Below are 11,896 nucleotides of genomic sequence, written 5' to 3' on the forward strand. Positions count from 1 at the left end.
TGATGTATCTGGCAGACGCGCCAGCTTACTCCATCCCGGCGCCCGAAGGGCCGCCGCATATCGCATATGCGCATATCGCGCCGGCGGTCAGAACACGCCCAGCGCAAGGCCGGCCGCGAGGCCGGCGCCAATCTCGGCGCAGCGCTCCAGATCGTCGGCGCCGATCTGCTTGGGCGCAAGGATTCGCTCAGGCGTCTGCGCATGCGTGCAGACGATCAGACCCGGCGCCACGCTTTTCAGGCGCCAGCCGGTCGCGATGCGGTCGATCTGGCGCAGGGCGTTCTGCCCATCGCTGCCCGCACAGATCATGACCGCGTAAGGACGGCCGTTCACGCGGTCGAGCGCGGCGTAGTAGCAGCGGTCGAAGAAATCCTTCATCAGGCCGGACATCGCGGCCAGGTTTTCGGGCGTCGCGAACAGGTAGCCGTCGGCGGCCAGCACATCGTCCGGCCCGGCCTCGGTCGCACGCCGCAGGCTGACCGTGACGCCCGCCTGCTGGCTCGCGGCGTCGGCGGCGGCCCGGGCCATCTGCGCGGTGCCGCCGGTCATGGTGTGGTAGACGATCAGCAGGGTCTTCATTCGTGCATGCTCATGCTCGCGAGGTTCGGGGCGACTGTAGCACGCACGTGCGCGCCGCCTACCGCTGCACCGGCCGCTGCGCCAGCCGCTGGGACAGACGCTCCAGCAGCGCCGCGCCATCGCCGCGCCACGCGCTGCCATGCATGCACGCCAGCGTGGCGGGATGCAGGTCGGCCAGGCGCTGCAGGTGCATGCCGGTGTCCGGGCTGTGCGCGTAATAGTCCATCTGCAGGCGGAAGGCCTCGCTCGCTTCGAGGATGTCGCCTTCCGTGAGCGGCGGGTTGGCATCGCCGGGCTGCGTGAACAGGTCACCGCACAGCAGCGTGCGCGTGGTTTCCTCGAATGCCATCGAGCATTCCCAGCCATGCGGCACGTGCGGCGTGGCCAGCCAGCGGATACGGTGCGTGCCCAGGCTGATGACCTCGCCATCCGCCATCGCCCGGGCCGGCCGCGTGGCGATGTCGTTGATCGACACCATGGCGGCGATCTGCCCGCACAGCGGCACGGCATCCGGCGCCAGTTCCAGGAAATCGTTGAGCGTGCCGCATTCGTCGGACTCGACATGGGAGAAGCCGATATAGGCGAGCCGCGACACCGGCATCACGCGCTCGATGGCTGCGCGGATCTGCCCGAACAGCTTGCGCGGGCCCGTGTGGTAGAGCAACGGCCTGTCATCCACCACCAGGTACTGGTTGAAGGAGAAGCCGCCCGGCATGTCCTGCGGGGGGACGGGCGTGGAGATGCGGTAAATGCCATCGGCAATCTCGTCGACGGTGGTGGCGGGTCCGGTGTGTTCCATGTTCACTCCCCTTCTTCTGCCGGGCCAACCCGGCCATCACGCGGTGGCTGTCGCGCGGCATGCGCGCACCGTTACAGGCTAAGAGGCATTGTGGCTGGATGCAACCCGCGGTGAACGTGGCCGTCGTCACCGGCGCTGTCGTCACCGCCCGTCGAAGCGCCTCGCCAGGCCCTTGGTGCGAAACGCGTCGACCACGAACTCGACGAACACGCGCGTGCGGGGCGGCAGCAACGTGCGGCTCGGGTAGTAGAGCGAGATCGGGCCATTGTCCGCATACCAGCCGGGCAGCAGCCGCATCAGCGCGCCGCTCTCCAGGCGCGGCGCGGCGTGCGGCATGGGCAGCAACGCAATGCCCAGCCCGTGCATGGCCGCGTGGGCCATGGCCTCCGGATCATCGAAGATCAGGCGCGCGCGGTGGCCGGCCGCTGCCTGCTCGCCGACCTGGTTGCGCAAGGTCCACGCGCGCAGGCGCCCGGTGGCGCCCGAGCGCCGCACGATGCCATCGAACGCGGCCAGGTCGGACGGGTGCCGGGGCAGCGGCCGCCCCTTCATGTACGCCGGCGATGCCACCGCCACCACGTGGGTGTGCGCCAGTTCACGCGCGACCACGCCCTCGGTCAGCTCGATGCCGCCGCCAATGGCGGCGTCGAAGCCGTCGCGGATCAGGTCGGTGGGCCGGTTCTCGAAGTGCCAGTCAGGCACGATGCCGGGATACAGCGCCAGGAATTCGCCCAGCAGCGGCACCAGGTATTCGCGCCCGAACGCCAGCGCCATGCTGACCTTGAGCACACCCGCAGGCTTGCCGGCGTCCTGGGCCGCACCGGCAAACGCATCGCGCAGCGCCGAGTAGGGATCGGACACCTGCGTGAAGAACTGCTCGCCGCCCGTGGTCAGCGTCAGGCGCCGCGTGCTGCGGTGGAACAGGCGTAGTCCCAGGTGCCGCTCCAGTCGCGCCACGTTCTTGCTGACGGCAGCCGGCGTGAGCCCGAGCCGGCGCGCCGCAGCCGAAAAACTGCCGGTCTCCGCACTCTGGATAAACGATTCAAGCAGGTTGAGGGCTTCCATGCCCACCAGCTTATACCAATGGTTGAAGAACATGATCCGCACTCATGCCTACCAGTAGGGGAATGCACCAACCATACTTCCCTGCACCCCCCTCATCCTTTCAGGAGCACGAACATCATGAGCACACCTCTTTCCGGCAAGGTTGCATTCGTTACCGGCGGCGCACGCGGCATTGGCGCCGCAGTGGTGCGCCGCCTGGCGCGCGAAGGCGCGGCCGTGGCCTTCACCTACCAGAGTTCGGGCGCAGGCGCGCAGGCGCTGGCGGAATCGATCCAGGCTGCCGGCGGACGCGCCAAGGCCTTCCATGCCGACGCGGCGGACGCGGCCTCGCTGGCGCGCGCTGTCGACGAGGCGGCAAGCCATTTCGGCAAGATCGATATCCTGGTCAACAACGCCGGCGTGCTGCTGCTGGGGCCGGTCGAAGGTTTCTCTCTGGAGGACTTCGACAAGACCCTGGCCGTGAACGTGCGCGCGGTGTTCGTGGCGGCCAAGGCAGCATTGCCCCACATGGGCGAAGGCGGCCGCATCATCAACATCGGCAGCTGCAATGCGGACCGGATTCCGTTCGCCGGCGGCAGCGCGTATGCCATGAGCAAGGCCGCGCTGAAGGGCCTGGTGCAGGGCATGGCGCGCGATCTTGGCCCCCGCGGCATCACCGTGAACAACGTGCAGCCGGGTCCGACCAATACCGACATGAACCCCGAGCACACCGACTTCGCCAGTGCGCTGCATGGCCTGATGGCATTGCAGCGCCACGCGGATCCCGACGAGATCGCCGGCATGGTGGCATACGTTGCCAGTCCGGAAGCAGGCTTCGTCACCGGCGCCAGCCTGAACATCGACGGCGGCTTCAGCGCCTGAGGGCGCGCATCGCGGCCGCGGCCGCGGTTGCGGTTGCGGTTGCGGTTGCGGTTGCGGTTGCGGTCGCGGTCGCGGTTGCGGTTGCGGTTGCGGTTGCGGTTGCGGTTGCGGTTGCGGTTGCGGTTGCGGTTGCGGTTGCGGTTGCGGTTGCGGTTGCGGTTGCGGTTGCGGTTGCGGGCCCATTGCGTGGCCCGCAAGGGCGCCGTGTGCGCACGTTCGCCGGCATGCCCCCACCTTTGCAGGGATACGGATCGCCTCACGGGCACCGACATTGCATGCAGTGTGCTGCTGCGGCACACGATTCCCCAATCTTCCCCGTACGTTCGGGACCGGCGGCCGCCATGCGGCCACCGGCCATTTTTCTCCTCGCCGCCAACGGTGCGGGGAAGCCGTGATGAATTCACCTCCGCAGCCACCAGTTGAGTAGTTCTACTCTTTCTCGCATGCAGCACGCGCGGCATAGTGCGCGCTTCGCGCCAAACGGGCCGGCAAAGGAAAGCCAGACAGACGGTATGAGCAGGCGTAAGGACTTTAGCGTCGGCGCACAGGCCGAAGGCCAGGACGGCCAGCGCCGGCGCATTGACGAATGGATGACGCTGGTCGGCCAGCACAAGACCACGCTCGGCTTCGACGACTGGCTGCAGCGGATTCTCGACGAACAGCATCAGCGCGCCGCGGCCGAAGCGGGGCATGGCGTTTGCCAGCCCGCGTCGCGCCTGCTGCGCCAGGGCGACATGCTGTTCCGGCTGGAGCACGGCGCGCGCTACCGCGTACGCAACGGTCAGGAGCCGGCCCGCGTCTTCACTTGCGTGTTCGATGGAGAAACCCCCTACATCGCCTTCGAGAACGTGGTGACCGGTGTGCGCTTTCCGTGGATCACCGTGGACGGCGTGTTTCGCCAGAGCGAGCTGCGTTCGATGACGCGGCTGGAGCCAGGCGAATCCGGCGAAGCCAGTCCTGCCGGCCAGCCGGCCGGCACGTCATCCGCATAAGGAAGCGCGCAGATATTCGTTAGCGCAGAGGCGCGATCGGGTTACGGTTGCGTGCTGAACGGGCTGGCTCCGGCCCGATCATCCCGATAGTCCCGATAGTCCCCACACAGCACGCAAGACCGATGACTGCATCCCGACGACAATTCCTCCGCTACGGCACGGCGGCCACCGCCGCCATCGCCGCCGACACCCTGCGTATTGCCGCATTCCCGGGCGCCGGCACAGCCCGCGCCCAGGGCCGTCCGCTGCTGAAGGCCGGCGACCAGAAAGGCGGCCTGCGCGCGCTGCTCGAATCCGCCGATGCACTGCGCGGACTGTCCTACGACATCCAGTGGACCGAGTTCCCTGCCGCCGCGCCGCTTGCCGAAGCGCTCAATGCGGGCGCGGTCGACTGCGGCCCGATCGGCGACGCGCCGGCAATCTTCGCGCTGGCCGCGGGCACGCGCATCCGCCTGATCGGGGCCAACCGGTCCGATCCGTATGGCACGGCCATCCTGGTCCGGCCGCACTCCGCGCTGAAGACCGCAGCGGACCTGAAAGGAAAGAGCATTGGCACCAACCGCGGCTCGATCGGTCATTTCGTCGCGCTCAAGGCGCTGGAATCCGCCGGGCTGCGGCCGGAAGACGCCAACATCCGCTTCCTGCCGCCCGCCGATGCCAAGCTCGCTTTGACGAGCGGCTCCGTCGACGCCTGGGCCACCTGGGAACCCTATACCGCCATGGCGGAAACCAGCGGGCATGCGCGCGTACTGGTCAGCGGGCGCGGGCTGTGGTCGGGACTGAGCTACCTGGCCGCCACCGACGCCGCGCTGGCGGCCAGGCGCGCCGTGCTCGCCGATTTCCTGCAGCGCGTGGTGCGCGCGCAGGCCTGGTCGTACCAGCATGTGCCGGAATTCTCGGCGACGCTGGCGCGCATCATCGGCATTTCGCCGGAGGCGGCGCGCCTGCAGTTCGAACGCCGGCGCACGCAGTGGCAGAAGATCGACGATGCGCTGATTGCCGAGCAGCAGCGCACCGCCGATTTCTACCTGAAGGCCGGGCTGCTCAGGCAGCGGCTCGACGCGCGCACGACCTTCGATACGGGCTTCGCGATCGCCTGAGATCAGTAGCCGTAGCTGACCGGCGCCTCATAGTAGCCGCGGGCTTGCGGGGCGCACGGCACGTAGCCGCCGACGTCGTCGCGATAGCAATAGCCCGGCGGGACGGCCGGCGCGGCATAGCTCACGCGGGCCGGGGGCGCATAGGCGACCGGTGCGGGTGCATAAGCGACTGGCGCGGGTGCATAAGCGACTGGCGCGGAGGCAACGGCCGCACCGAATGCCAGGCCGACCAGCGCGCCAACGGCCAGCGCCACGCCGGCCTGCGAGCCGCCACCATGGTGATAGCGTTCATGCGCCGACGCCGGCCCGGCGGCCAGCAAGGCCAGCGACACGGCGGCAGCGGAAGCGATACGGATAGAGGGGCGCATGTCTGACTCCTGTTCGGGTACTGATGTCGTGATGTCATCATGCACAAGAAACCCGCGCTCAGGTGTTTCCGCGGAGGGCCGCACTTGTTAGCGTTGTAACGCGCGCTTCCCCTCGTAACGGACAATTACATGATTCTCGCCGCCGCGCCGCGCAGATGGGCCCGTGTGATCTGAACGCTTTCGTATAATCTCGGCTCGGCGTCCAGATCTCCAAGCAACTGGCCGCCCTGCTCCGGCCGGCTTGCCGCGCGCCAGACAGGCCCGACGGCAAGCCATGCGGCGTCGCCATGCTGCGCCGGTCAATTTCGTGGAAGCGGTTTGCCCTTCATGTGGCGTTGCTTCCTGTGTTCGTCTTCCGCGCCCCCGGACCCTTCGCATCCTCAGGCCTCCGTTCCCCGCCATTCGGCGTGCAGGACTTGCCGGAGCCTTCGCAAGGATTTCCGGGCGGCCACGTCTCAACGTGAATCCGCCAATGCGCAGACTATCCTGGCTCGCCCTGAGCCTTGTGCTGACAGCACTGTTCAACCTGATGCCCGCGGCAATGGCCGCCGAGCCGGCATCCGCCCCCGAAGCGGACCAGCCGCCGGCCCTGACGCACGCCGAGGCCATGGCCGAACTCAAGCGCCTGCAGACCGAGCAGGACCGCATCAAGCAGTCCGCCTCGAGCGTCAACGGCAACACGCGGCTCGGCGACATGGACGAGGCGCTGCACCAGCTCGCAACCGACGTCAACAAGCTGAAGTCCGCGCTGACACCGCAGCGCGCGCAGCTCCAGGCCCAGCTCGACGTGCTGGGGCCGCCGCCCGCGCCCGGCACTACGCCTGAAACGGCTGCGGTGGCACGACAGCGCGCCGAGCTGAACGCGCGCAAGGTCCAGCTCGACAACGCGCTCAAGCAGGCGACCGAGGGCAAGGAGAATATCGAGAACCTGAATGCCCAGCTCGGCAAGCTGCAGCGCGGCCGGATGAAGGACCAGCTCGCGCTGCGCTCGGAAAGCATCCTGAATCCGCAGTTCTGGGCGCCGCTGTTCAAGCCGTCCGAGGACGACAGCGCGCGCATGGCGGCCTTCGCCGATGACGTCGTGCCGATGCTGCAGACCGCCTGGGAGCCGGAGCACCGCGCGGCCACGGCCTTGCTGCTGGTGCTGGCGCTCGCCATCTGGACGCTGGGCCGGCGCCTGACCGAACGCGCCGCCGTATGGTTCTGCCTGAACTGCCTGCCCGAAAACCGGTTGCGGCGCAGCGCGCTGGCGCTGGCCACGGCGCTCACCACCGTGGCCACGACGGCGCTGGCGGTGCAGCTGGTCTATATCGCCTTCACGCGCAATTTCGAGCCACCGGCCGACCTGCAGGACCTGCTGAGCCAGATGGCCAGGCTGATGCTGACCAGCGCGCTGATCGCCGGGCTCGGCCGCGCGCTGCTGTGCACGCGTCATCCGTCGTGGCGGCTGCCGGCGCTGGCAGACCCGGTCGCGCTCGCGCTCAAGCCGTTCCCGCGCGCGCTGGCCGGGCTGTTGCTGCTGGCGGGCACGCTCGAATTGCTCAACCACGTCGCCGACACCAGCGTGCCGTTCACGCTGCTGGGCCGCGGCCTGGTGTCGCTGGTGGTGGTCTTCACGATCGGCGCCGCGCTGCTGCGCGCCAACCGCGTGCGCAGCGGCCTGGCCGCGGCCGGCGAGCGCGCCGAGGCGCGCGCCACGCTGGCGGGCATGATCCACGCCGGCGTCACGCTCGCGGTCATCATTGCGCTCGTCGCGCTGCTCGCGGGCTATGTCAGCTTTGCCCGCTTCGTGACCTACGAGCTGGTGTGGTTCGACATCGTGCTATGCACGCTGTACCTGCTGACGCAGCTCACGCGCGACACCTTCGAAAGCCTGCTCTCGCCGCAGCACGCCAGTGGCCGCGTGATCCGGCAGCTCTTCGGCGTGGACGAGAGCCGGCTGGAACAGGCCTCGACGCTGCTGTCGGGCCTCGGCACGAGCGTGCTCACGATCATTGCCGCTATCGCGCTGCTGACCGGCGGCTTCGGCACCACGCCGGCCGAACTGCTCGACAGCCTGCTGACCGTGCTTGGCGGCGACAAGCTGCGCAGCTACAACATCATGCCCGAGCGCATCGTCAATGCTGTGGTCGCGCTGTCAGTGGGCATCTGGCTGCTGCGCTCGGTGCGGCGCTGGCTCGATGCCGAGCTGCTGCCGCGCATGTGCATGGAGCCGGGCCTGCGCGCGTCGCTGGTCACGCTGTTCAGCAACGTCGGCTATGTGCTCATCGTGCTGCTGACGCTGTCGCTGCTCGGCGTGAAGTGGGAAAACCTGGCGTGGATCGTCAGCGCGCTGTCGGTGGGGATCGGCTTTGGCCTGCAGGAGATCGTCAAGAACTTCGTGTCCGGCCTGATCCTGCTGACCGAACGCCCGGTAAAGGTCGGCGACATGGTCAGCATCGCCGGCGTGGAAGGCGACATCCGCCGCATCAACGTGCGCGCCACCGAGATCCAGCTTGGCGACCGCTCCACCGTGATCGTGCCCAATTCGCAGCTGATCTCGCAGAACGTTCGCAACGTGACCATGAGCAACAGCACGCAGGGCGTGGCCACGCTGCAGCTCACCTTCCCGCTGAATACCGATCCCGAACAGGTGCGCGATCTGCTGCTCGATATCTACCTGGACAATGAAACGATCCTCGACCATCCCGTGCCATCGGTCACGTTCAGCCAGCTCGCTCCCAACGGCATCACGCTGAGCGTGACCGGCTACGTGTCGAATCCGCGCATTGCGGGCTCCACCAAGAGCGACCTGCTGTTCGAGATCCTCAAGCGCCTGCGTGCCGCGGGCATTCCCCTGACCATGCCGCAAACGCTGCGCGTGGAGAACCTGCCGGGGATGACGGCGGAGGCGCTGCTGCCGGCGCCGTAGCGCCAGGCGGGTGGCTAACGGTAGGTCTGGAGGTATGCCAGCAGATCGTCGATCTGCTGGTCATTGCCCATGCCCCAGAAGCGCATGCGCGTACCCGGTACGACCTTGCCGGGCGATCTGACGAAGGCGCGCAGGGTATCGGCCGTCCACACCACGCCGGATGCGGTCATGGCCGGAGAATAGCGATAGTCCGCGGTACTGCCCGCGCGCCTGCCGACAATGGCATTGAGTTGCGGGCCGAAACCACCGCGTGCGGAGGGTCCCACGCTGTGGCAGGACGCGCAGCGGGTGGAGAACACTTCCTTGCCAGCCTGGGCATCGGCGGCGAAGGCGGCGAAGGCGGAATGCGCAAGGACAAGGCAGGTCAGCGCCCGAACAAGGCGCGGTACAGCGTGATGCATGGGTCATGCCAGGAGATCGCCCCAATGGGCAGGCCCGCATGATAGCGTGACGCGGCCGGCAGCGTGAACGGGGTTGACTGGCAACTTGCGGGCGCCAGTCACATACTAGGAGAGGTTCCTGCCGGCCAATCGCGGCAGTCAGCAAGACCGGAAGCCCCAACAAGAAGAATGGAGGGAGAAGGGATGATCGTCGACCTCTCGCATGTATTCCACGACGGGATGCCCGGCGTGCGCTTCCAGAGCGAAACTGGCGAATGCGTGGAACTCACTGCGCACATCCGGCCGTTCATGACGCATGCGGAGTCGGGCCGGCACTACGCGGGAAAAGCCTCGTTCGAAATCTCGGACATAGCTTTCCAGAGCTCCGTGGGTACGAAGATGGATGCTCCCCGTCACCGGTTCGAGGGCGCCGAAGACATCGCGTCCCTGGAACTCGACCGCCTCGTGCTTGACGGGGTCGTCATCGACGCGCGCCACGCAAAAGCCGGACAAGAGCTGGACTGGCATGACCTGCGCTTTCCCGACCATCTTGCAGGCCGTGCCGTACTGGTGAACTTCGACTGGGATCGCCACTGGGGGACGGAAGTCTACCGTTCCCACCCGTTTGTTTCACGCGCCGTCGTGACCCGGCTCTGCGACGCGGGCATTGCATTGTTCGGGGTCGACTGCGCGAACGTCGACTCTACCCAGGATCCCGAACGACCGGCGCATACCGGGTTCCTCGGGCGGCGAATCCTGATCGTCGAGAACCTGACCGGCCTGTCCCGCCTGCACGACATGCCTTTTCGCTTCTTCTCCATTCCGCTGAAAGCCCGGGACGCTGCAGCATTTCCGGTAAGGGCTTTTGCAGAAACTGGGGGACGGTCACTGCCTAGTATGGCAATACAGTGAAGAAAGGGAGCGCATCATGGCTGCATACCTCATCGCGGATGTCGACGTCAGGGACCCGGCTGCTTTCGAAGCGTATCGACGCGAAGTACCCGCCACCGAAGTGCGTTACGGCGGCAGGTACCTGGGCCGTGGCGGCCAGACCAGAGTCCTGGAAGGAGACTGGCAGCCGCACCGCCTTGTCATCCTCGAGTTCCCGGACATGGATTCCCTGATGGCATGGTATGACTCGCCGGAATATGCGCGGCTCCGGGCCATCCGCGAGAAATGCGCGACGACAAGGATCATCGCGCTGGAAGGCGTCACCACGCCGCTCGGCTAGAATCGGGGCCCGACCCGGTTGCCGCCTGAGCCGGCACACTGGCACTGCCGGGCCCGCCTCCGCCCCATGCGGATGGCCCGGCAGCAAATCAACGTTTAGTGAAACAAGGGAACAACAACATGATCACCAGCGCACGCAACCAGTTCTCCGGCGAAGTCGCCCAGGCCCGCCACGGCGCGGTCAATGACGAGGTCATCCTGCGCCTGGCCGGCGGCCAGGAAATCGTCGCCACCGTCACCAGCGAGAGCGCGTCGCGCCTCGGGCTGACCGCAGGCAAGAAAGCTTCCGCGATGGTCAAGGCCACGTCGGTGATCGTCATGGTCGACGTGGATGTCAGCAAGGTCTCGGCCCGCAATGCGGTGAGCGGCAAGGTGTCGGACATCAAGAAGGGTGCCGTCAACACCGACGTGACCATTACCGACGACACCGGCATGGCCATATCCGCCATCATCACCAACAGCAGCGCCGACCGCCTCGGGCTGGCCGTGGGCAAGTCCGCGGCGGCGGTATTCAAGGCCTCCAGCGTGATCGTGGCGGTGGATTGAGCCTGGGCTTTGCGCGGCTCACGAATGCCAGGCGCTCACCACGATCCGGTCGACCGCGATCGCCTGGCGCGGGCCCAGCCTCAGGTCGTGCAGCGAGATCAACTGCAGGCCGCCTGCGGACCGCGGCAGCGTGTCGCCGTCCTGCTCCACCAGCAGCAATGCTCCCTGGCCAACCGGCGTGTTGTACAGCTCATGCCAGGTGAACAGGCAGGCGTAGCCGTCCCCCGCCTGCACGGCGATGACCAGCTGCTTGCAGCGCGAGCGCGGCAGCGCATGCATGCCCGCCTCATCCAGCAACGCCGTCAGGCGCACCCCGCGCAGGCGCCCGACGTTGCGGATATGGCGCCCTGAATAGCATTCGATGGTGGCGGGACCGCTATGCGTCTGCGCCATGGCCAGCAGCGCATCGCGGCCGAAGCGCCGCGAGCCGGGCAGGATGCCCTCGACAGCCACGCTGTCCGAGTAGTGGCTGGCAGCCTCGACGGCCGATTCAGCTTGCATGGCAAATCCCCTCCCTCAGATGGACTGTCGCTCTGGCATCTCGTATGGTCTTGCGGCGCACCGTTATATACATTCTGACATAACGGAAGGCGAACAGATATGCGCGGCGTCGCATGACAACTATGCGCCGCAATGCGTCATGCCAGCAGCTTGAGCAGCGCGGAAATTTCTTTCGAGCAGGCTGCGGCGGCCTGTGATTCGATTGCGCGGTAGAGGCGGATGACGGCTTCGCCGTCCGGCGTCAGCGTGCTGCCGCCGCGGTTCTCGCCGCCATGTTCGGACAGCACCGCAGGCCGGCGCATGGACTGGTTGATTTCCTGCAGCAGCACCCACGCGCGCCGGTATGACATAGCGAGGCTGCGCGCCGCCGCGGAAATCGACCCGTGATCGCGGATGGCTTCCAGCAGCGCCACCTTGCCCGGACCAATGGCAACGAGGTCCGCCACGGTCACGCGCATGCGAAAGCGGACCCTGGGCCTGGATGACGGGTCGGCGGCTTTCTTGCGGGCCGGCCGGACAGTGGAAGCGGAGGACGTGCGTGGGCTCATGCCGGCAGTCTACCGC

At 67.3% G+C, this 11,896-nt stretch carries 14 protein-coding genes; 7 read left to right on the plus strand and 7 right to left on the minus strand.

The features are described from left to right. Positions 1-87 precede the first annotated feature (87 nt). From KHO22_RS13000 to KHO22_RS13010, 3 genes are all read right to left on the minus strand, one after another. Positions 88-579 (minus strand): flavodoxin family protein, encoded by a 492-nt coding sequence (locus tag KHO22_RS13000; protein WP_211947544.1) that lies wholly within the window; start codon positions 577-579, stop codon positions 88-90. 58 nt (positions 580-637) lie between these two features. After that, positions 638-1,378, minus strand: coding sequence for an oxygen-binding di-iron domain-containing protein (locus KHO22_RS13005; RefSeq protein WP_211947545.1), 741 nt, complete (start codon positions 1,376-1,378; stop codon positions 638-640). A gap of 141 nt (positions 1,379-1,519) precedes the next feature. After that, positions 1,520-2,443 carry a LysR family transcriptional regulator gene (locus KHO22_RS13010; protein ID WP_211947657.1) on the minus strand — a complete coding sequence of 308 codons (924 nt, stop codon included), beginning with the start codon at positions 2,441-2,443 and terminating at the stop codon, positions 1,520-1,522. A gap of 117 nt (positions 2,444-2,560) precedes the next feature. Between KHO22_RS13010 and KHO22_RS13015 the strand changes: the two genes are divergently transcribed. The 3 genes from KHO22_RS13015 to KHO22_RS13025 all read left to right on the plus strand — a co-directional run bounded on the left by KHO22_RS13015 (position 2,561) and on the right by KHO22_RS13025 (position 5,396). Beyond that, entirely contained in the window at positions 2,561-3,304 is a 744-nt protein-coding gene (locus KHO22_RS13015) for an SDR family oxidoreductase (protein WP_211947546.1), read from the plus strand. A 512-nt stretch (positions 3,305-3,816) separates the two neighbouring features. Beyond that, positions 3,817-4,296, plus strand: coding sequence for a hypothetical protein (locus KHO22_RS13020; protein ID WP_211947547.1), 480 nt, complete (start codon positions 3,817-3,819; stop codon positions 4,294-4,296). A gap of 122 nt (positions 4,297-4,418) precedes the next feature. Next, complete coding sequence (locus KHO22_RS13025) at positions 4,419-5,396, plus strand: ABC transporter substrate-binding protein (RefSeq protein WP_211947548.1); 978 nt, start codon at positions 4,419-4,421, stop codon at positions 5,394-5,396. 2 nt (positions 5,397-5,398) lie between these two features. Here the strand turns inward: KHO22_RS13025 and KHO22_RS13030 are convergent, their stop codons facing one another. After that, positions 5,399-5,764, minus strand: a complete 366-nt coding sequence (locus KHO22_RS13030) for a mechanosensitive ion channel protein MscS (RefSeq protein WP_211947549.1) — start codon at positions 5,762-5,764, stop codon at positions 5,399-5,401. A gap of 472 nt (positions 5,765-6,236) precedes the next feature. Between KHO22_RS13030 and KHO22_RS13035 the strand changes: the two genes are divergently transcribed. Continuing rightward, complete coding sequence (locus tag KHO22_RS13035) at positions 6,237-8,675, plus strand: DUF3772 domain-containing protein (protein ID WP_211947550.1); 2,439 nt, start codon at positions 6,237-6,239, stop codon at positions 8,673-8,675. A gap of 14 nt (positions 8,676-8,689) precedes the next feature. On the opposite strand, the gene KHO22_RS13040 is transcribed toward KHO22_RS13035, so the two are convergent. Then, positions 8,690-9,076: a c-type cytochrome gene (locus KHO22_RS13040; RefSeq protein ID WP_211947551.1), complete on the minus strand. Its 387-nt coding sequence runs from the start codon at positions 9,074-9,076 to the stop codon at positions 8,690-8,692. 183 nt (positions 9,077-9,259) lie between these two features. Between KHO22_RS13040 and KHO22_RS13045 the strand changes: the two genes are divergently transcribed. The 3 genes from KHO22_RS13045 (at position 9,260) to KHO22_RS13055 (ending at position 10,831) form a co-directional block, all read left to right on the plus strand. After that, on the plus strand, positions 9,260-9,967 hold the full coding sequence (locus tag KHO22_RS13045; RefSeq protein ID WP_211947552.1) for a cyclase family protein: 708 nt from the start codon (positions 9,260-9,262) through the stop codon (positions 9,965-9,967). Positions 9,968-9,983: 16 nt separating this feature from the next. Continuing rightward, on the plus strand, positions 9,984-10,286 hold the full coding sequence (locus KHO22_RS13050) for a DUF1330 domain-containing protein (protein WP_211947553.1): 303 nt from the start codon (positions 9,984-9,986) through the stop codon (positions 10,284-10,286). A gap of 119 nt (positions 10,287-10,405) precedes the next feature. Next, complete coding sequence (locus KHO22_RS13055) at positions 10,406-10,831, plus strand: TOBE domain-containing protein (protein WP_211947554.1); 426 nt, start codon at positions 10,406-10,408, stop codon at positions 10,829-10,831. A gap of 18 nt (positions 10,832-10,849) precedes the next feature. Here the strand turns inward: KHO22_RS13055 and KHO22_RS13060 are convergent, their stop codons facing one another. After that, a complete protein-coding gene (locus KHO22_RS13060) occupies positions 10,850-11,332 on the minus strand; it encodes a molybdopterin-binding protein (protein WP_211947555.1) in 483 nt (160 codons plus the stop codon). Between the two features lie 137 nt (positions 11,333-11,469). After that, positions 11,470-11,880: a winged helix-turn-helix domain-containing protein gene (locus tag KHO22_RS13065; RefSeq protein ID WP_420839597.1), complete on the minus strand. Its 411-nt coding sequence runs from the start codon at positions 11,878-11,880 to the stop codon at positions 11,470-11,472. Positions 11,881-11,896 lie beyond the last annotated feature (16 nt).

The organism is Cupriavidus yeoncheonensis (assembly GCF_905397275.1).
Lineage (GTDB): Bacteria > Pseudomonadota > Gammaproteobacteria > Burkholderiales > Burkholderiaceae > Cupriavidus > Cupriavidus yeoncheonensis.

Coding starts and splice junctions, on each gene's coding strand:
- KHO22_RS13015 (WP_211947546.1), top strand. CDS start 2,561: ATGAGCACACCTCTTTCCGGCAAGGTTGCATTCGTTACCGGCGGCGCA.
- KHO22_RS13055 (WP_211947554.1), top strand. CDS start 10,406: ATGATCACCAGCGCACGCAACCAGTTCTCCGGCGAAGTCGCCCAGGCC.
- KHO22_RS13030 (WP_211947549.1), bottom strand. CDS start 5,764: ATGCGCCCCTCTATCCGTATCGCTTCCGCTGCCGCCGTGTCGCTGGCC.
- KHO22_RS13065 (WP_420839597.1), bottom strand. CDS start 11,880: ATGAGCCCACGCACGTCCTCCGCTTCCACTGTCCGGCCGGCCCGCAAG.
- KHO22_RS13005 (WP_211947545.1), bottom strand. CDS start 1,378: ATGGAACACACCGGACCCGCCACCACCGTCGACGAGATTGCCGATGGC.
- KHO22_RS13035 (WP_211947550.1), top strand. CDS start 6,237: ATGCGCAGACTATCCTGGCTCGCCCTGAGCCTTGTGCTGACAGCACTG.
- KHO22_RS13010 (WP_211947657.1), bottom strand. CDS start 2,443: ATGGAAGCCCTCAACCTGCTTGAATCGTTTATCCAGAGTGCGGAGACC.
- KHO22_RS13000 (WP_211947544.1), bottom strand. CDS start 579: ATGAAGACCCTGCTGATCGTCTACCACACCATGACCGGCGGCACCGCG.
- KHO22_RS13045 (WP_211947552.1), top strand. CDS start 9,260: ATGATCGTCGACCTCTCGCATGTATTCCACGACGGGATGCCCGGCGTG.
- KHO22_RS13060 (WP_211947555.1), bottom strand. CDS start 11,332: ATGCAAGCTGAATCGGCCGTCGAGGCTGCCAGCCACTACTCGGACAGC.
- KHO22_RS13025 (WP_211947548.1), top strand. CDS start 4,419: ATGACTGCATCCCGACGACAATTCCTCCGCTACGGCACGGCGGCCACC.
- KHO22_RS13050 (WP_211947553.1), top strand. CDS start 9,984: ATGGCTGCATACCTCATCGCGGATGTCGACGTCAGGGACCCGGCTGCT.
- KHO22_RS13040 (WP_211947551.1), bottom strand. CDS start 9,076: ATGCATCACGCTGTACCGCGCCTTGTTCGGGCGCTGACCTGCCTTGTC.
- KHO22_RS13020 (WP_211947547.1), top strand. CDS start 3,817: ATGAGCAGGCGTAAGGACTTTAGCGTCGGCGCACAGGCCGAAGGCCAG.